Here is an 18,388-nt window from a genome sequence, read left to right on the forward strand (position 1 = left end):
GATCGGTCCGCTGCTGCCGAGAGTCCATGCCCTTATGCCTAGCTGTGATGGAAAGCCTTTACCACTTTCGTACGTTTTCGGGGCTCCTTGGGCTTGATTGCGCCACCGTGCCCGGATTCCGGCTTGACCATCGTCAGCAGCAGGATGACCGCCACCAGCGACACTCCGGCGATGACGAAAAACATCGTCATATGGCCAGCCTTCATCAGCAACGACATCACCGGCGGCCCCGCCGATACACCGATAAACCGCATGCTGCTGTAGAGTGAAGTAATCATACCTCGCATTTCCTTGTCGACACCTTCGGTGATCAAGGCATCGGAGCTGGGCAGGACGATGCCGATACCAGCGCCGCAGACGATCAGGCAAACGATCACAAAATAGATGTTGTTGAAAAAGCCGATGCCAAATAAGGCGCCGGTCGATAGGATTAAGCCTGCGACGCCAGACCATTTCATCAGCTTTTTGTCCTTGCCGATTTTTTTCCCGGTCACATAAGAAGCCAGACATAAAGCTGCCAGCGGAATCGCCAGTACCAACCCCTTGATCACACCGTCCAGGCCGTGTTTTGCTTCCAGTTGCTCAGACAAATAAAACAGCACGCCAAACAACAGGAACATCGAAATGCAGCCGATCGCAAAGATGGCATACAGCCAGCGGCCTTTTTGCTTCAGCACCGCTTTGACGGCAGAGATAAATTCCCTCAGCGGCTTGGCCTTCTCCCGATCTTTCGGTTCCCGCACCAAAAACAGCACCAGCAATAGCGAGATCAAACATAATACCGGAATCGACAGAAGCGGCACATACCAGATCCAAGCGCCAAGCAGTGCACCTAAGATCGGGCTGAGCACTTTGCCAAACGTATTGGAGGTTTCGATCAAGCCTAAATTGTGGCTGACTTCCTCCTCACTTTCATACAGATCGCCGACCAGCGGCAACACGATCGGGAAGGCGCCAGCCGCTCCGATCCCTTGCAGGAAGCGACCGCCTAGGATCAGCCAGTATACGGCCAGCCCGTTCACAAACCAATCCGCCACGCCAGAAATACAGCCGCCGATTCCCGCGATAATCAAGCTGGGCACAATGATCGCTTTACGGCCGAATTTATCGGAAAGATAGCCGGCAATCGGAATCAGCAAGATCGCAACCACCGCATACACGGTGATCAGCATACTGACCTGAAAGGAGTTGACATGAAGCTCACGGGCAATCTGTGGCAATATCGGAATCAGCATGGAATTTCCCAGCGTCATAATAAGCGGTATGGAGGCCAATGCAATCAAATCGCCTTTTTTGCCGAGCATCTAACCATCAGGCCACCCTTCACGAATGAAGTTTAAACAGACCCGGTTAGTGTGATACATTTAGCCGAAATTATACCGCTGTCAAGGAACCAGAATATAGGTTGATTTCGAAGCTCCCCGGATAAACCGGCTAGGTTCGCCTACGGAGTAAATGCGCAGCAAGTGCATCGCTCTTGTGCAGGCCGTATAAAACAGCTTCCGTTCGGCTTCTCTCGTGTACTTCCGGTCGGAACCGTCGTAAATCAGTACCGCATCGAACTCCACACCTTTGGCCAAATACGCCGGAATGACATGAACCCCTTTCTCAAAGGATAACGTCGTCTTCTTGATCAGCTTGGCCGGCAGCTTAGCGCTAAGCCGATCGTAGGCTTGCTTGCTTTCCTCCGCCGTTTTACAGATGACGGCAATCGATTCATATCCGTCCGCGCGCAGCTGACCGATCGTTGCCTCCAGCGAAGCGTGGAGCTTATCTGCATCGTCAACCAGGTGAACCTCCGGCATCTCGCCTTCCCGGTTAAACGGAACGATCGCCTCCCCGCCAGGGATCATCTCGCGGGTGAACTCAACAATTTGGCGGGTGGAACGGTAGCTTTGCTCCAGCGTAATCAACTCGCTCTCCTCCGCACCGTACAAATCGCTGAATACAGAAGACTGCTGAAGCACCGAGGCGTGAGCATAAATCGCCTGGTTCAAGTCGCCGAGCGCCGTCATTTTGGCCCGCGGGAACAGCCGCTTCAGGAAGAACAGCTGGAACGGCGAATAATCCTGCGCTTCGTCGATAATGACGTGACGGATCGACGTGTTGGACCGGAAGCCAAGCAGCAGCTCTTTTAAATAGAGGAAAGGCGTAATATCTTCATAGAACAGCTCGCCCCTCGCAATCTTCTGCAGCGTTTGCTCACAGATATCTTCCCACTGATCTGGAAGCTCTTCTTGATGGACTTCCCGGAAGATCGTCAGGTCGCTGAACAGCTGCATATATAGACGCGTCACATCAACGAACCGCAGCGATTTGACCCATTTCCGGAGCGGTTTAAGACGATCGCTGACAACCATTTTGGCCAAAATCGTCTTCTCATCCTCGTAATCGCTGAATGAAGGACTTTTACCATGCTGCTTGCGCCGCATGCGCTGGTAAGCCCGCTGGTAGTCCTCTGCATCCAGCAGCTGAATTTGTTCCTCTACCCAAGGCTGATCCAGCTCGGACTTACCAAAGGCCGCGATGGCCTTCAGCAGCCAATCTTTTAACAGCTCACAACGGTTGGCCAGCCGGATCGCGGGATCATAAGCATAAAATTGCCGGGCAATTTCCTCCACGCCAACAATTTCCTTGCCTTGAAAGCGGAGCGGTTTAAAGATCATCCCTTTCTGCTCCAGCAGTTCCTTATACCGCGTGATCGCATGCAGGAACTGTACCGACGATTTAAAACGGATTCCGCTGACCCGAGCTTGATAAGCCTCATCCTCAGGAGCAGAGAGGACAAATTCGATTTGTACAAACGGGTCCTCAAGCTGAAATTCTCTTCCAAGCCGATGCTCCAGATACTCCTGGAACGTCGTTTGCAGCATATTTTCTTCGCCCAGCTCCGGAAGCACCGTTGAAACATAGCTGTTAAACATCGGATTGGGCGAGAACAAAATCATCTGATCCGCTTGCAGCACCTCGCGGTGCTTATAAAGCAAGTAAGCGACCCTCTGCAAGGCGGCCGATGTCTTGCCGCTGCCGGCGGCCCCTTGCACGATCAGCATCCGGCTGCGATCGTTGCGGATGATTTTATTTTGCTCACGCTGGATCGTGGCCACGATGCTCTTCATCTGCGCATCAGAGCTGCGGCTTAACACCTGCTGCAACAGCTCGTCGCCAATCGTGACGCCGGTGTCGAACATCACCCTGATGCGGCGCCCGTTGATCACGAACTGACGTTTTAGCGTCATCGTCCCTTTGATCGTACCGGACGGCGTCTCATAGGAAGCTGGACCCGGAACGCTGTCATAATAGAGATTGGAAATCGGGGCACGCCAATCATAGACGAGGAACGTTTCATCCCCCTCTTCGAGCAATGAAGCAATCCCAAGATAGATGGCTTCCACCGGTTCGCCGTCTTCAGCGAAATCAATGCGCCCGAAATAAGGAGACTGCTTTAGACGTTTCAGCTTCCCCAACGCGATAGAGGCATGCTGGTGGCTTTTCTCCCGCTCTGCGAGCACCTGGGACTGCTGCCGTAAGCTAGTTGACGTTTCACCGACATCATCCGCTTCGCTGAAGTTCACCGTTACTTCGTCCCAAAAGTTCTTCCGCATCTCAACGACATCGCCGCGTACGCTGCCAACCTCCCGCTCCAGCTTGCGGATTCTGGCGTCGATTTGGTCGGCCACGTACTCCACGCGGCGCTGTTCTTCCTGCCATGCCTGATCTGTATGGTCCAATTAAATCGCTCCCTTGAATGACATCTAACTTTATCTACAGCAGTACTGACGCATGAAACTGAGATGTAACATTTGACGCGGGTTTTCATAGATCGTCGAAAAAACTTTTTCGCAATCCCGTGCTGGACAAGGCAAAAACACTATGCGATAATAGTGTGGGAACCTGTGGGGGGGGGCGAAATCTTTATGACTCAGGACTCGGAGCTGTTAGCTGGACGGATATTTACCAAGCAAGAGTTGGAAGATATCAAGTACATCGTACGCCGGTTCAAGCACTTAACCCGAACAGAGTTGGCACATACCATCTGTGAGGGGCTTGAATGGTTCGCTCCTAACGGAAAGTATAAGCGAGATGCCTGTATGGCATTGCTTGAGAAGTTGGAAGCCAAGGGTGAGATTGTTCTTCCGGCAAAGCGGAAGACGGTCGTTCGTAATCCTTATGTTCCTTTCGCGCAAAGTGATGAACTTCAGGAGCAAGCAGTTCTTTCCGGCACTGTATCTCAATATGCCCCAATCGCTTTGGAACCCGTTCAAGACCAAGCCGATGTTCGCCTTTGGAACAGTTTCATTGAACGTTACCACATGCTGGGCTACAAACGCCCGTTTGGCGCCCATCAGCGCTACTTTATCTGGTCAAGCGCCGAACCGAAGCGTCGGCTCGGATGTCTGCTGTTTTCTGCGTCGGCATGGGCCTTGGCTGAACGCGACAACTGGATTGGCTGGAGCAGGGAAGACCGCAGCCAGCGTTTGCATCTGGTCGTGAACAATACTCGGTTTCTCATCTTTCCATGGGTGAAGATCAAGAACCTGGCGAGCAAAGCGCTGGCGATAGCATCATGCCAAATCGTCGTCGATTGGCAGGAGCGATACGGCTATGCACCCGTACTGCTGGAGACATTCGTGGACACGGCGCATTACGCAGGGACGTGTTACCGGGCGGCCAATTGGATCGATCTTGGTCTTACCGCCGGACGGGGGCGCATGGACCGAACACACGAGCATGCGCTAAGCCGGAAACGCATCTTTGTCTATCCGCTGCGGCGGGATTTTCGAGCGCAGCTGTGTTCGCTGCCCGTATCCGGGGGTGAGCGGGATGAGTAAACCGGTGTCCGCAGCCCAGTTACGCCGCAAAGCCAAAAGAAGAAGCCAGAAGATGCTCCGAGTCCGTCAGCAGAAGCAGGGCATAGCCATGCCGCGTAAAGCAACGCTTCCGAATCGCAACAGCATATGGAAGACGCCGGAAGAGGAAAAGGCGGGAAGACAGCAGGCGGTGGAGGGAACCCTGAACGTATTCCGGCAACTGCTGCCGGGGCTGCTGCATGACCTGGGGAAGATCGAGGATCCGCGCCATCCCAACAAAGTCAAGCACAAGCTCACCGTGCTGATGCTGTACGGGATACTGGCGTTTGTGTTTCAATATGCGTCGCGGCGGGAAGCCGGACGCGAGATGAGCCGTCCTGTGCTGTACGAGAATCTAAAGGCGTTGTTTCCCGAACTGGAAAGTTTGCCGCATCACGATACGCTGTGCCGGTTGCTGGAGCGGATCGAAGTACAGGAGATTGAGCAGGCGCACCTGAAGCTGCTTCGGCGGCTCATCCGAAGCAAAAAGTTTCGAAACGATCTGGTGAAGAAACGATATCTGATCGCGGTAGACGGCACACAAAAATTGGTGACGCAAACGTGTTTGTCCGAAGAGCAACTGCACCGGAAACCGGGCGGCAAAGAAGAGCCGGAATACTATGTGTATCTGCTGGAAGCGAAGCTGGTGTTTCCCAGCGGGTTGGTGTTGCCGCTGATGAGCGAATTTCTGGATAACACGGTCGATGAAGGGAGCAGCAAACAGGATTGTGAATTAAAGGCGTTTTACCGGCTGGCGGCACGACTGAAAGCGGCGTTTCCCCGCTTGCCCGTGACGCTTCTGCTGGATGGCTTGTATGCCAACGGTCCGGTGATGGCGCTTTGCCGCAAAAACCGGTGGGAATTTATGATCGTGCTGCAGAACGATTCGCTGCTGAGCGTATGGAAGGAAGCACATGCGCTCATGAAGCTCCATCCGGAGCAGACCGTCACCCGCACTTGGAAGGGGAGAGCCCAGACATTCCGGTATACGAATGACATCGAATACGTTTATGGCTCCAATGAACGGTTGAAGCAGACCGTACACGTCGTCGTCTGTGAAGAAACGTGGGAAGAAGCAGATGAGCAGGCCAAGATCGTCACGAAAACCTCCCGCCATGCCTGGCTTTCCAGCGAACCGCTCCATGAGCGCAACCTGCATGTGCGTTGCAACGTGATGGCCCGGAGCCGCTGGGGACTGGAGAACGACATCCTGCAAGAGAAACGGCAAGGGTACCAGTACGAGCATGTTTTCGCCTATGATTGGAACGCGATGAGAGGATACCACTACCTTATGCATCTGGCCCATTTGATGAATGAACTGGCCGGACTGGTTGAAGTTGTGGCGGCATTAACTTCTCAGTTCGGCATTCGCGGATTTCTTCGGCTGCTGCGGGAAACGATTGCGAGTCCGTGGTTAGACCTCGTACGGATGCGGGAACTTCAGGAACAGAAGAGGTACCTGCGTTTTGCTTCATGACCTGCAAATGTGCATAAAGAATCCAAGAGTGCGACGCAACACGTCTGTCCATTATAAGGAAAAAAAGTACGCTCAAAGAAGAAAGTACATCACGAGAAGGTTGTGATGCAGCCGTACAGCCGGATATTTTCCGGAAAAGTTCATAGGATACCCCGTAAAAACGGCATTTTAGCCATTCGCAAGACCTACAAACATTTTCATGCGTCAGCTGTGTATCTACAGCTGATATCCGTGTCAACTCATATAAAAATGTTACCGAAGGATAATGGTTCACTCACGTAATTTTGTTACCCAGTGGAGGCTGTTACACAGCCTCCACTGGTTGCGTAGCGGAAGCAGACGTCACGGGTTGGGAAAGCAGCGCTTCCAACTGATGGTGTAATGCAAGCGGATCTTGGGAAGTCTGATACGCCTGTAACCGCCCGGTTTGTTCTGGTAGTAGCACGCCCAATTCGATTAACCGCGCAACGGGTGTTTTGGCCGTGTCGAATGTTTTCTTTACACGAGCTCCGCGACGCTCCTTGCCGATCAGCTTGCGAGTGGGCAGGCAGCAATTGAAGTACCGATCATGCAGAGCATAGATGGAGTTGAGCCACTCCACCTGTTCCGGGCGGTCATAGCGTTCGTAGCCGACCAACTGGCGGACGAGAAAGCCGTTTTTCTGCTCCACGTGAGCATTGTCGTTTTTGCGATAAGGGCGGCTGCGCGTGAAACGAATGTTGTTCGAAGCGCAGAAGGTTTTCAAATGGGCGTTTAAAAACTCTTGGCCGTTGTCACTGTGGATCCCCCAAGGCTGCATGGGCCACTCCGCGATGATGTGCTTGAGCTCACGAAGCACGGCAAGTTGGGATTTGCCCAGCAGCGCGCGTCTGCGGGTGTAGCCGGAGACCACGTCGGTCACAGTCAGCGTATAGGCGAAGTGGCCGAGCGACGATCCGCCGTTGTGTTCGACCAAATCGATTTCCAGCGCGCCCGGACGCGTTTCATCCCAATCGTAGGCGATCATGGGCACTTGTGAACGGAGTTCGGCGAGCGGCTTTCGCTTGTTGACAGCTGGTCTGGCTTTTGGACAACGAAGTGTGGATAACCTGCGCGCCAATGTCGGGCGGCTGATCTTTTGCAACTGCGATATGATAAGGTCGGTAAGGTGCAGGTGACCGTGCCGGGCAAGGCTCTGGGCTGTATCGAGCAGAACAGGATGCAGTCGCTCGGCACAAGGATAATCCAGGGCTTCCCAAACGCGCTCAATGACGGGCATCGCCTCCTGGTAAGCTAATGGCCGATTACGTTTCGATTTCGCTGGCGTCAGCGCAGGAGGGTTCGTGAGAGCGCGGATCGCATGCTTCCGATGGCAACCCAGCACCTTCACGGCGTTGTCAAGGATTGCAGATTTCTCATTTCGCGATTTCGCTCTCATGTATTGATCAGCCAAGGTACGGATTACTTCACGTCGTGTTTTCATGCTCAGTTTCAAAACACATCCCTTCGGTAACATTTCGATGTGAGTGAACCGATGCCTCTTTAGTAACATTTTAACTGAGTGATCGCGATATCTTGACAAATGATAAAAAGCATGTTATAATTGATTTGGATGAAATCTGATCTGCAACAACGATTGATAGTCTATCTTTTATTGTACCAAGATGAACTTTACTTATCAATCTATGTTTACACGATGAATGACATGAAAGTCCTGCCTTAAAGGCAGGACTTTTTTTGTTATTCCCATTAATCGCCGGTCGCTGCTGTGGAGTGATCTGCCAACCGGTTGAGCCGCTCCAATTGGTGACCGTATTCATACATTTCGGCTGACACAATCGATAAGCGCAGCACGCCTGTGCGCTCGGCTGCATATCGGTCCAGCATCCGCCGCAGGAATTCGTCGTTTTCCGTTTCAAATTGCATCGATTCGCAGTAGCCCGGCTTCAGCTTGTCATCAAACTTCAGCATGACATGCTCGTGGAATTTGGTCAGCTTCTCCAGATGCTCGTCAAATTCTTGATTTAATTCCGGCGTGCGAGCCGCCTGGAAATAATGCTGCTCCACCGCGTTCAGCACCTCAAGCCCTTGGCGAAGCGTGCGCAGCATTTGCTTATACACCACAAGTTGACGATGGTCGCTAAATTTCGGTGCTTTGATTTTCTTCTGATCCTCCTCCATCAGCTTATACTTATCTGCTAATTGGCTGATGGTATCCTCAAGTTTACGCTTATCGGACCGGAACACCGCTTCCTTAATCTCATCGGAAATCGCCGTTCTTAGCAGCAGCGACAGCCGATCAAACGTTTGCCGGACCTGTTGCTCGAACTGTACCTTTGGTTTGGGCGGGAACAAGACGATGTTGATAATAAAAGCTGAAAAAATACCAATTAAGCTCAACAGAAAACGGTTTAACGCAAATTCCCACTGGCCTGACGCCTCCATCACGGACACGACCGTAACCAGTGTAATGCCAATCGTATCCCCCATTTTCAGCTGCAGACAGATCATGATCACTAGAATGCAAACCAGCCCTACGGCGATGGGTTCATTGGAGAAGACCATGCCGCCCAGCATCGCTAACACGGCCCCAAGCGTATTCGTCTGCAGCTGATCGATCAAGTAACGCCAGGAACGATAAATGGTCGGCTGCATGGCAAAAATCGCGGCGATCGCCGCGATCACCGGCGAGGATAATCCCAGTAAAGTACCGGCATATAAAGCCAGTGTAACCGCAACCCCCGTTTTTAGCATTCTTGCGCCAAATGTCACTTCCATTCCCCCTACGTCCCCCAGCACATTCCATTTATTTTAAGCAAAATTTTAACAAATATTAAGGTTCATCTCAGATATCCTGCCTGTTTTTGGTCAAAACTGATAAAGGCAAGGACCAAATAATTCTATACGAAGAGGTGAAAAATGTCCATGTTTATGGAGAACTTGAAACCGATGGCTGGCAAATTGACCCTTGCACTTCTGCTGGCTGCCGGTTCGGCTGCTACGGCGGGCACCGCATATGCGGAAACCGGCGCTCCGGCGGATCAAACGCCGCAGGTGAGTCCAAGTCCGTCGCAGACGGAAACCAAGCCGCATAAGCATCACCCGCACGGCCATTTCCGCGGCGGTCACATCGTCAAAGATACGGCCGAAATGCTGGGAATCGAGCCCAAAGCCCTGGTAGACCAACTGAAGCAAGGCAAGACATTGCTGCAAGTCGTGCAGGCCGAGAAAGGCTGGAGCGAAGAGGAATATCTGAAGAAGCTGACCGAGTCCGCGAACCGGAATATCGACAAAGCGCTGGCTGAGGGCAAAATCGACCAGGAAAAAGCGGACAAAATGAAGTCCAAGCTTCCGGACAAGTTGAAGAAGGTCATCAACCGCAACTGGAAGGACCGGATACCGGGACAGCCTGCAGCGGATTACCAAAATAACAAGGTCAACTGGAGCCATATGGTTCACTAACCCAGGTGAATAACTACGGACAACCGTGAAAAAACCGCTGGGCGGCCTAAAAGGTACGCTCAGCGGCTTTGCATGATCTAACGATTTATTTCTCTTCCGGCGCCCCCGTCTCCACTGCAGGTCCTACCGCTTTATGTGGAGTCCCTCCTACGGGAACCTCAACGATATCCAGCAGGAAGATAAAGATCGGTACACCAACGATCAGTCCCCAGACCCCAAGGAAATGCTCAGAGACCAGCAGAATGAGGAAGGTGAAAAAAATCGGCAAATGCGTTTTGTTGGACATGAATTTCGGGTTTAAGAAGTACGTTTCAACTGCATGAACAAGCGCGATCATGATGAGGACATAGACGATTTTGATCAATCCGCCAATTTTAAAAGCGATCGCACACAGCGGAATCAGCGAAATGATAACCCCCATAACTGGAACAAGCCCTAGCAGGAAGATCATGATCGCCAGGGCGATCAGATTCGGAAACCCTAAAATCCATAGGAAAATGGTCGATAATACCGCATTTACCGTTGCAATCAAAAACTGCACTTCAATCACTTTGCCGAAGGACTGAACGAATTTGCGACCGAAGTACTCCAGCTCCTTGAACAACCCTCCGATCCGGCTTTCCCGAAACTGGACGGCAAAGTTCGTGACCTTCTCTTTCTCCAGCAGGAAGAACAAGCTGAGTACGATCGCGATGAACAGATTTAAGCTCCATTCGCCGATATCCGTCAGCGTGCTGAGCAAGAACGTAAACCCGTTGTTAATATATGCCGATAGATCGATATCTTTCAAGTACTCCACGATGTAATTCAAAATCGGGTTATCCGGGAGCACCGGCGGGTTCGAATAGAACGAAATCACCTGGTTGACCAAGTCGGTCAGCTCGGTAAGCAGCACCGGCATATAATAGTAGATGGCGGAACCAAGCAAGGTAATTAGCACGACGTAAATAAACAGCACGGTGACGGTTCGATTGATGCGAATCACCTTGGCTACGTTCCGGCTGATGAAATTGTGCAGCCGATTGATTAAATACGTCAGAATAAACGTAATGAGCAGCATATTCAGCATACTGCGGGCGAAATACAAAACGAGGACGACAAACAGCAGGGCAAGCACCCTGCGGAATCCCGCCATTTGAAACAGTTCCTTAAAAAACGTCATGAGTCACAAACGGCTCCTTCACAGTTACTGGAGGGTATTCCCCTGCGTTAATCTTAAGCGAGCCGTTAAGACTTTGCAAATAAAATAGTTAGAACCATACCGGCTTTACGCAAACCGGCTTGGATACGGATACGGTTCGGCCGGTAAACGTTAAGCGTCCGCTATCGGGATCAACCGTAAAGACAGCCAGCAAGTTGTTATCCCGGTTCGCCGCAATCAGATGTTTACCGTCCGGGGTAAGCGCAAAATGCCGCGGATGACCGCCTTCGCTGGAGACATGTTCAACCAAGGTAAGCCGTCCGCTCTCCGGATCGATTGCAAACTGCACTAAGCTGTCATGGCCGCGATTGGAACCGTACAGATAACGGCCGTCTGCCGAAATGGCTACCTCTGCCGTGGTGTTCTCCCCGGTATAATCAGCAGGCAACGTGGGTACGGTGTCCTGCAAGGCCAGCTCTCCGGTTGTTGCATCATAAGAAAAAAGAGAAATCGAGGAATTCACTTCATTGATGGAATAAAGCCACTGCCCGTTCGGATGGAATGCAAGATGTCGCGGACCAGCCCCCGGCGGCGTAGACGCTTCGCTTCGGTAAACCAGCTGTCCGGATTCAGGTTCAAACGAATAGACGAAAATGCGGTCCAACCCCAAGTCGGCCACCAACGCGTATCGGTTATCCGGGCTGAAAGTAACAGAATGGGGATGCGGACGATCTTGGCGCACCGGATCAGCCCCTTGCCCTTCATGCTGGCGCTCGTCAACCAACTTGCCCACGGTTCCGTCTGCTTGAAGTGCCACAAGGCCAACGTTCCCTCCGTGATACCCCGATACGGCGGCAAATCGACCGCTGCGGTCAAGTTGAATATGCGAGGAGGAAGGGCGAATCGTCACTTCCCGGTTCAATTCACGAAGCTGGCCGCCCGCATCCACATCAAACGCAACAACTTCCCCGATCCGCTCCCCTCCCAAGGTCGTTTCGGAAATCGCGTACACCTTGCGGGAATCTTGATGGATGCCCAGGAATGTGGGGTTCTTTAACCCGGACGCTTGATCCAGGAGACGGAGCTCCCCTGCGTCCAAATCCATTTCATATGTGTAAACTCCGGGATCGCTCGCTTCAGCATACGATCCCACAAATATCAGCAATCGTTGTTGTGAGACTGACAAATGAAATTCCTCCTTCATATGAAGCTTGTTTAAATGATGTCCCCTATATTTTTCCGTAATTCACCCAAAAAGTCCAGTCTCGCCCGGGATAAAGTTAAATTTGAAACTGAAATGAGGCCAGCTACCCAAACCAGATAAAATATGATATACTGTAAGCGCTTCCGAAAGCATCTTCTAAAGGGGGATTTGGAATGATGAACGTCGGACTCGAAGAAAGAGGCGTCTACGAGGATCTTAATCCTTACGAGACGTATTTCTTCAAGATCGGAGCTCACGGACTGGTTTGCTTCCATGGACGGAATTACAGTATTAAACAGAGATTATCCGCCGAACAGACCTCGAAGTTGATCTCAGACCCTCGCTTTTACCGCATCAGCACGAACTGCTATGTGAACCTGACCCAAGTCTCGGAAATTCGCGATAACGTTGTTTGGTTCCGGGATGAACGGCATGGGATCAAGACGATTTCGGTCCCCAGACGTAATCTGGAGCAATTGAAACGGCTGATCCCGTCTCAACGCGGCAAAGTCACTGCCGGAGTGAACTAACCCTCCGCTGAACTGACCTGCCAAGCGGCCAAAGGCAAAAAGCAGCCTGACTCGCACCGTCGTAGACGGCCGGGTCGGCTGCTTTTTCCGTTGTCCCTCTTATTTCACGTATAGACGGGCGCGTTCCTCCCAAATCTCGCCGGGAAGCAGGCTAAACAGACCAATTTCCTCTGCCGGTAAATTCGACTTTGGTGCGTTCACCAGATTGATCTGCGGCTCCGGACAGAAGAAGCCTTCCGTCGCCCCGTTATTCCAAATCATCCATTGCTTGTAGGAGGTCCCTACGTCATACACGAGCGTCTTGCCGAGCTTCGTATCGGTCAGCTCCATCCGGTTTCTGCCGTTTTGCGGTACCGCCGTGTAATGGTTATCCATCGAAGCGAAGAACGGATAGACGCCTTCCCCTTTCATCTGCTCTTCTTCATCTGTCAGCGGCTGGAAGGATCCGGTTGGGAGCATCCGCTCGCTCATTTGCCAACGCTGCCCGATCGTGAGCTTGACCTTGTAATCCTTTGCCGTACTTTCAGGCGCAAACGGTGCATTCACCGCGGTATGGAAGGCTAGCAGACATGGCATCTCTTTGTCGCCGTCATTGCGGATGAACACCTGCTGAGCCAAGCCATCATCGCTCAACGAATATCTCAGCCGCATTGTAAATTTAAAGGGAAGGTACCGATACACCTCGTGGTTCTCGTCAACCGACACTTTGACAGAAACGTAACTTTCCAACGGGGTCTGTCCGAAATCCTCAACCTCCCAGGCCGTCGTATGTAGAAATCCGTGCAAATGGTTGTGAGTTGCGGCCTCGTTCACCGGGAATTGAAGAACTTCATCTTTCCACGGGAATTGTCCGTCTTCATAACGGTTGGGCGGGAACAGCACCGGGATCCCGTGGACGCCGGGATTGCTTTTGAACGCCTCCATCTCCTGTTCACCGGGCTCACGCAAGAAACGGTAACCGCTTTCGACATCGCGGAAAGCGATCAGATTGCCGCCGATTTCCGGCAGCATCACCGCCTCATAACGCCCGGATTTGAGCCAAACTGCTTTTTCTCCTTGATAAGTGCCTTCATAAGCCGTTCTTTGTGCCATGGATGGTAATCTCCCTTCATTGCTTAGCGCTCATCTTGTAATATACCTTAAAGCGCCTCCAAAAGTCACCCCTGTCCATCACAACAGCTTTAGGGTCGCAAATTATCATGTTGTCTCCATCCGCTTTACATCATGCATCGCGCAAGATTTTGCGACCCAAGCTTGCAGCCAAGACGATCATGGACGCCCCAACGAACAGTTGCATGCCAAAGATTTGCGTCCACATCGGCCACGATTCAATCCATTCCAACACCTGCCCGCCGAGCAGCGGACCAAAGAAAGAGGCCACCCCCGTGATCGCCGAATACATCGCCATATACATCGGACGCTCCGATTTGGGCGTGTCGCCAATCATAAAGTTAAAGGCCAGTTGGTTAAATCCGCCGACGCCAACCCCAAATATCATATGGGCCAGGAAGAGCACAGGCAGCACAGGCAACACGGACAGTCCGCCCCAGCATAGAATCGCCAGCGCAATGATCGGTAGCGTCCAGAACAGCAAGCGACGATTGCTGTAACGCGCATTCAGATTCCCCCACACGTAAAAGCTTCCCATCATAAAGACCGTCTGGGTCACATTTAAAAGCGAGATCGTCTGATAATTGATGTGCAGCAGCTCCAACATCACGTACGAGTACAGCGGCACGACAAGGTTCTGCAGCAGCAGGAAGCCGGCCAGAAACAACGTTGCTTTCATAAAGGCTCCGTCCTGGAGCGGTTTACGCAGCATCGGCATAAACTTGCTTTCCGCTGAGCGCTCGAAAGCCGCATCGGGATAGAACATAAACACGATGATGTTGGCGATCGCGCAAATCCAGATCACGATATATAAGTAAAAGAACCCCTGCGCCGCCGGATAATGGTCCAGCACCATCCCACCCAAAAACATCACCAACGTGTTCAGCGCATTAAGAAACGTATTACGGATTCCAAAATATCTTCCCCGTACGCGGGCCGGCACAATATCGCTAATCAGCGAGTTCCACAGCATCGCTCCAACCGTATTAAATATAAACGCCGCGATATATAGAGCGATAAATCCGGCAACCCAATAATGGCGCGGTAAAACAAACGGAACAAGGCCCGTTGCACCCCACAGAATGCGATGCAGCCCAACGAACAGCACCAGCGCCCATTTGCGGCTGGTTAATCGCTGAATGAGAAAAGCAACGGCGATTTGAGCAATATTCACGAAAGTCGTTATCGCCAGGACAAAGCCGATTTGCGCTGAATTCGCCCCGAGATACAGCAGAAATCCCGTCAGGAACTGACCGCCAAGCAACGTTTGGAAGATCGTGGAGGGCACGCCCTCCCAGGTCGCGATCGCCAAGTTGCGGCGCTGGCGGGACGGCTTTCTCGATACAAACGATTTTTGCATAATATTGCTCTTCATTGTTGATGGATGCTCCTTTGATTTCTCTCTCCGAATAGTTCTGTCTCTTTTTTTACATACTTCAAGTGATTCGCTAATCTAAATGAATGGAGTGCTAATGATCTTATGCGGATTTCCTTGAGGTTTGGGATGTTCCTTGTTTGTTTGACCCTGCCGCTGACCATGATCACTTCCTGCGGCCAGCAGGATCGGCTCCGCTCGAATGCTGTCCCTCCATCCGGCAATTCCCCGGTGAGAACAGAAGCCATCACCGAATCCAACGGCACAACCTGGGTGCCGTTAACGCAAGTGGCTCAGAGCCTTGGCCTGCGATTGCAGGAGAACAGTGACAGCGCCAATCTCGGTTATACCGATGTGATGTTTACCGTTCAGCCCAGCCAAAGGCATGCGATCTCCTTCGGACAGCCGATCGCTCTGCCTCAGGCGCCGGTGCGTGAGAACGGTCAGCTCTATATGACGATGGATGCCGTATCCGCCCTGCTGCAAACCAAAGCGAAGATCGATTCCCGCACGGGAAAGCTTAGCTTTGACCGCATTACCCCGGCGGACGGCAATATTCCACCGCAGACAGGAACGAGCCGATACGGAGTTCTAAGCGTCGCCGATCAACAGGATGAAATGGTCGCTTATGCCAAGCAATTTTTGGGCGTACCTTATGAATTTGGCGCCGCACCTTACGAACAGTCCAAAGCGTTCGATTGTTCGTCCTTCACTCGTCATGTCTTTAAGAAGTTTGGCCAAGATTTGCCGCGGCTGGCTCGGGATCAAGCCAAAGAAGGCGTACCGGTGACGCGGGATCAACTGCAAGTGGGAGATTTGATCTTCTTCACAGTCCCCGGCCGGTTTCAATCCGACAAAATTCCAGGCCATGTCGGCATCTATATCGGCGACGGCAAGTTTATTCATACCTGGGGGGAACCCGGAGTTCAAATCAGCCCGCTGGACAGCGGGTACTGGAGCACGGTGATTCTTTCCATGCGCCGGGTTCGTTAATTCTGCCCCAGAGCCTAAAGCTAAGGTCGGGAAACCGTAAGGTTCACCCGGCTTTTTTCCTGCCAATCAGCGATTTCCCTTCGATACAAATACAAAGTATAATGAAAGTAGGCATCACTTTCCATATAATAATTTATACTTAAAACCTGATGGATTTAGAGGAGAAAGACGATGGACAACGACAATCTGAAACAGGCTTATGAGGTGCTTGGACTGCCCGAAAACGCTTCCCGCGAAGAACTGGAGAGAGAATTCGACATTTTGCTGCGCAGATCCCGTTCACGTAACCTCGATCCCGGCGAAGCCGAAGAAATCGAGCGTAAGATCCAGGCTTACAAGCGGATCGTGGAGACGGAGGAACAGCGCAAGCTCGCGGAGTTAACCCGCAGGCGTTATGAGAAGTGGGGCAAGTTTGCAGGGACCGCCGAGAAGGTTGACGATTTTTTCCGGCTTTATCGCAATTATGTGATTATTGGAATCATCGCTATCGCAGCAATTATTTGGGGGACTAACGCTTATCTTAATCATCTCGAGGAACAAAGACGGCTGGCCGCCCTGCCTCCGATCGATCTGTCGATCATCATGGCGGGCAATTATATGACCGATGACCAGAACGGCGGTGTCGACGCTCTAGAGCAAGCGATGACAGCACAAATCCCCGGATTCCAAAGGGTGGAAATTGAAATGCTGTACTTACCCATGCAAGGAGAAGCCCTGACGACTGCAGATATCGCTTATCAGCAAAAGGCGATGGCCGTGATCGCTTCTACAAGTCCGGATATTTATATTACCGATGAACCTACCTTTGAGTGGTTATCAAATGGCGGCGCCTTCCTCAGCCTTGACGATTTGGTTAACGGAGAACTAAAGGATTTTCTGACGGAGGACTCCCTTGTCAAGGATGTGTCCGATGAAGACAATACGGAGCATGTGTACGGCATTAAAGTTACCAACAGCAGTCTCGTCAAGGATCTGCCGTTAGGTTATACAGACTTAATTATTTCGCTCCGCGTCGATGCGAAGAACAAAGACAAAGCGATCACAATGATCAAGACTTACTTGGAGAATGTCCCGAAGGCGGCGGAATAGCCGCCTTTTTTTGTGCATATTTCATAATTGATTAATTGCAGGGGATGCTATAAAATAACCCTATAAACGCGCGTTTACGAAAGTGGGGACAAACCTTTATGCGCAGTGAAGACATCGCCAAACTGGCCGGGGTGTCCCGCAGCACCGTATCACGGGTGATCAACAACTATCCGAACGTTCCGGAAGCGACCAGGGCCAAGGTGCTCCGCGTCATTGAGCAGCACCATTACGAGCCGAATAGCTTCGCCCGGGCGCTCGCCGGCAAACGGACGGATACGATCGGCCTGTTCGCCATCAGCATGACAGAGAAAGAAGATACTAGCCGCATCTATCAGAACAGCTACTTTGCCCCAATCGTCGACATGGTCGTCGACACGGCCAATGCCCGCGGATTTTATGTACTGATTCATACCGTTTATTCGCCGGGCGACTTCCAAAAGGTGAAGCAAGCGTTCCTGCAGAAGCGGATTGATGGCGGAATTCTCGTCGGTACGCAGAAGGACATCGAGCTGGTTCGGGAAATGGTGGATCAGGAAGCGCCGTTAGTGCTCGTCGATTATGACATTGCAGAAATTATGACCGAACGCCTGAACAAAAATCATCTGGCAGTCATCAACTCCAATGACTACGAAGGCACGGTCCAAGCGATTGAATATTTGATTGAACTTGGGCATCGTGACATCGGCATTTTGAAAGGCAGCATGAATACGTACTCGGGCCGTGAGCGATACTTAGCTTATGAGCACACGCTTAAGAAGCACGGATTGCCGCTAAATGAAGCGTATGTCCTTGAAGGCGAATTTCTGAAGGACAGCGCCTACCGCGAGGCTCATCGACTGATCGAGCAAGGAAATTGGCCAACCGCCATATTCTGCGCTAACGACGATATGGCCATCGCAACAATGGAAGCGTTTGCGGAAAAAGGGATCAGCGTTCCGGAGCAAGTGTCGATCATCGGCTTTGACGATGTCGAGTTAGCTTCCCGGGTTACGCCGAAGCTGACGACCGTCCGGCTGCCCATCGATGAGATGGCCAAGGCTGCCGTATTCAAAGTGATTGAGCTTTGCGAAGCGGAGCAACCTACCTTCAGCACAGTCAGCTTCCCAACTCGTCTGGTGATCCGGGATTCCTGTCAACCCCCGGCGAAATAACCAAACACCCTACCCTCCTCCCCGATC

15 protein-coding genes are annotated in these 18,388 nt (G+C 51.9%); 7 read left to right on the plus strand and 8 right to left on the minus strand.

Going from position 1 to position 18,388, the window contains the following annotated elements:
• Positions 1-38: 38 nt before the first annotated feature.
• Entirely contained in the window at positions 39-1,304 is a 1,266-nt protein-coding gene (locus tag ACL02P_RS08375; RefSeq protein ID WP_412837093.1) for an MFS transporter, read from the minus strand.
• 81 nt (positions 1,305-1,385) lie between these two features.
• On the minus strand, positions 1,386-3,731 hold the full coding sequence (gene helD, locus ACL02P_RS08380) for an RNA polymerase recycling motor HelD (RefSeq protein WP_412837094.1): 2,346 nt from the start codon (positions 3,729-3,731) through the stop codon (positions 1,386-1,388).
• 186 nt (positions 3,732-3,917) lie between these two features.
• Here helD and ACL02P_RS08385 point away from each other — a divergent pair, with 186 nt between their 5' ends.
• Together ACL02P_RS08385 and ACL02P_RS08390 are read left to right on the plus strand one after the other, a co-directional pair.
• Positions 3,918-4,832 (plus strand): DUF4338 domain-containing protein, encoded by a 915-nt coding sequence (locus ACL02P_RS08385; RefSeq protein ID WP_412836711.1) that lies wholly within the window; start codon positions 3,918-3,920, stop codon positions 4,830-4,832.
• Positions 4,825-6,327 (plus strand): transposase family protein, encoded by a 1,503-nt coding sequence (locus tag ACL02P_RS08390; protein ID WP_412836758.1) that lies wholly within the window; start codon positions 4,825-4,827, stop codon positions 6,325-6,327. Before ACL02P_RS08385 ends, ACL02P_RS08390 begins: the two co-directional genes overlap by 8 nt.
• A 304-nt stretch (positions 6,328-6,631) precedes the next feature.
• Here ACL02P_RS08390 and ACL02P_RS08395 read toward each other — a convergent pair whose 3' ends face one another.
• Together ACL02P_RS08395 and ACL02P_RS08400 are read right to left on the minus strand one after the other, a co-directional pair.
• The gene (locus ACL02P_RS08395; RefSeq protein WP_412836780.1) at positions 6,632-7,789 is read right to left on the minus strand and encodes a DDE-type integrase/transposase/recombinase; all 1,158 of its coding nucleotides are present in this window, start codon (positions 7,787-7,789) and stop codon (positions 6,632-6,634) included.
• A gap of 266 nt (positions 7,790-8,055) precedes the next feature.
• Positions 8,056-9,084 (minus strand): FUSC family protein, encoded by a 1,029-nt coding sequence (locus ACL02P_RS08400; RefSeq protein WP_036643723.1) that lies wholly within the window; start codon positions 9,082-9,084, stop codon positions 8,056-8,058.
• A gap of 141 nt (positions 9,085-9,225) precedes the next feature.
• Here ACL02P_RS08400 and ACL02P_RS08405 point away from each other — a divergent pair, with 141 nt between their 5' ends.
• Positions 9,226-9,768 (plus strand): hypothetical protein, encoded by a 543-nt coding sequence (locus ACL02P_RS08405; protein ID WP_009222943.1) that lies wholly within the window; start codon positions 9,226-9,228, stop codon positions 9,766-9,768.
• 85 nt (positions 9,769-9,853) lie between these two features.
• On the opposite strand, the gene ACL02P_RS08410 is transcribed toward ACL02P_RS08405, so the two are convergent.
• Positions 9,854-10,930 carry an AI-2E family transporter gene (locus ACL02P_RS08410; protein ID WP_009222942.1) on the minus strand — a complete coding sequence of 359 codons (1,077 nt, stop codon included), beginning with the start codon at positions 10,928-10,930 and terminating at the stop codon, positions 9,854-9,856.
• Positions 10,931-11,018: 88 nt separating this feature from the next.
• Positions 11,019-12,113 carry a lactonase family protein gene (locus ACL02P_RS08415; RefSeq protein WP_412837095.1) on the minus strand — a complete coding sequence of 365 codons (1,095 nt, stop codon included), beginning with the start codon at positions 12,111-12,113 and terminating at the stop codon, positions 11,019-11,021.
• Between the two features lie 173 nt (positions 12,114-12,286).
• On the opposite strand from ACL02P_RS08415, the gene ACL02P_RS08420 reads away from it, so the two are divergent.
• The gene (locus tag ACL02P_RS08420) at positions 12,287-12,643 is read left to right on the plus strand and encodes a LytTR family transcriptional regulator DNA-binding domain-containing protein (protein ID WP_009222940.1); all 357 of its coding nucleotides are present in this window, start codon (positions 12,287-12,289) and stop codon (positions 12,641-12,643) included.
• Between the two features lie 99 nt (positions 12,644-12,742).
• On the opposite strand, the gene ACL02P_RS08425 is transcribed toward ACL02P_RS08420, so the two are convergent.
• Both ACL02P_RS08425 and ACL02P_RS08430 read right to left on the minus strand, forming a co-directional pair.
• Positions 12,743-13,735 (minus strand): aldose 1-epimerase, encoded by a 993-nt coding sequence (locus ACL02P_RS08425; protein WP_009222939.1) that lies wholly within the window; start codon positions 13,733-13,735, stop codon positions 12,743-12,745.
• A 130-nt stretch (positions 13,736-13,865) separates the two neighbouring features.
• On the minus strand, positions 13,866-15,128 hold the full coding sequence (locus ACL02P_RS08430) for an MFS transporter (RefSeq protein ID WP_260071712.1): 1,263 nt from the start codon (positions 15,126-15,128) through the stop codon (positions 13,866-13,868).
• 105 nt (positions 15,129-15,233) lie between these two features.
• Between ACL02P_RS08430 and ACL02P_RS08435 the strand changes: the two genes are divergently transcribed.
• The 3 genes from ACL02P_RS08435 to ACL02P_RS08445 all read left to right on the plus strand — a co-directional run bounded on the left by ACL02P_RS08435 (position 15,234) and on the right by ACL02P_RS08445 (position 18,361).
• On the plus strand, positions 15,234-16,121 hold the full coding sequence (locus ACL02P_RS08435; RefSeq protein ID WP_412837096.1) for an NlpC/P60 family protein: 888 nt from the start codon (positions 15,234-15,236) through the stop codon (positions 16,119-16,121).
• A 171-nt stretch (positions 16,122-16,292) separates the two neighbouring features.
• On the plus strand, positions 16,293-17,210 hold the full coding sequence (locus ACL02P_RS08440) for a molecular chaperone DnaJ (RefSeq protein WP_412837097.1): 918 nt from the start codon (positions 16,293-16,295) through the stop codon (positions 17,208-17,210).
• A gap of 98 nt (positions 17,211-17,308) precedes the next feature.
• Complete coding sequence (locus ACL02P_RS08445) at positions 17,309-18,361, plus strand: LacI family DNA-binding transcriptional regulator (protein WP_412837098.1); 1,053 nt, start codon at positions 17,309-17,311, stop codon at positions 18,359-18,361.
• Positions 18,362-18,388 lie beyond the last annotated feature (27 nt).

Source organism: Paenibacillus sp. MB22_1 (genome assembly GCF_047200555.1).
Taxonomy (GTDB): domain Bacteria; phylum Bacillota; class Bacilli; order Paenibacillales; family Paenibacillaceae; genus Fontibacillus; species Fontibacillus phoenicis.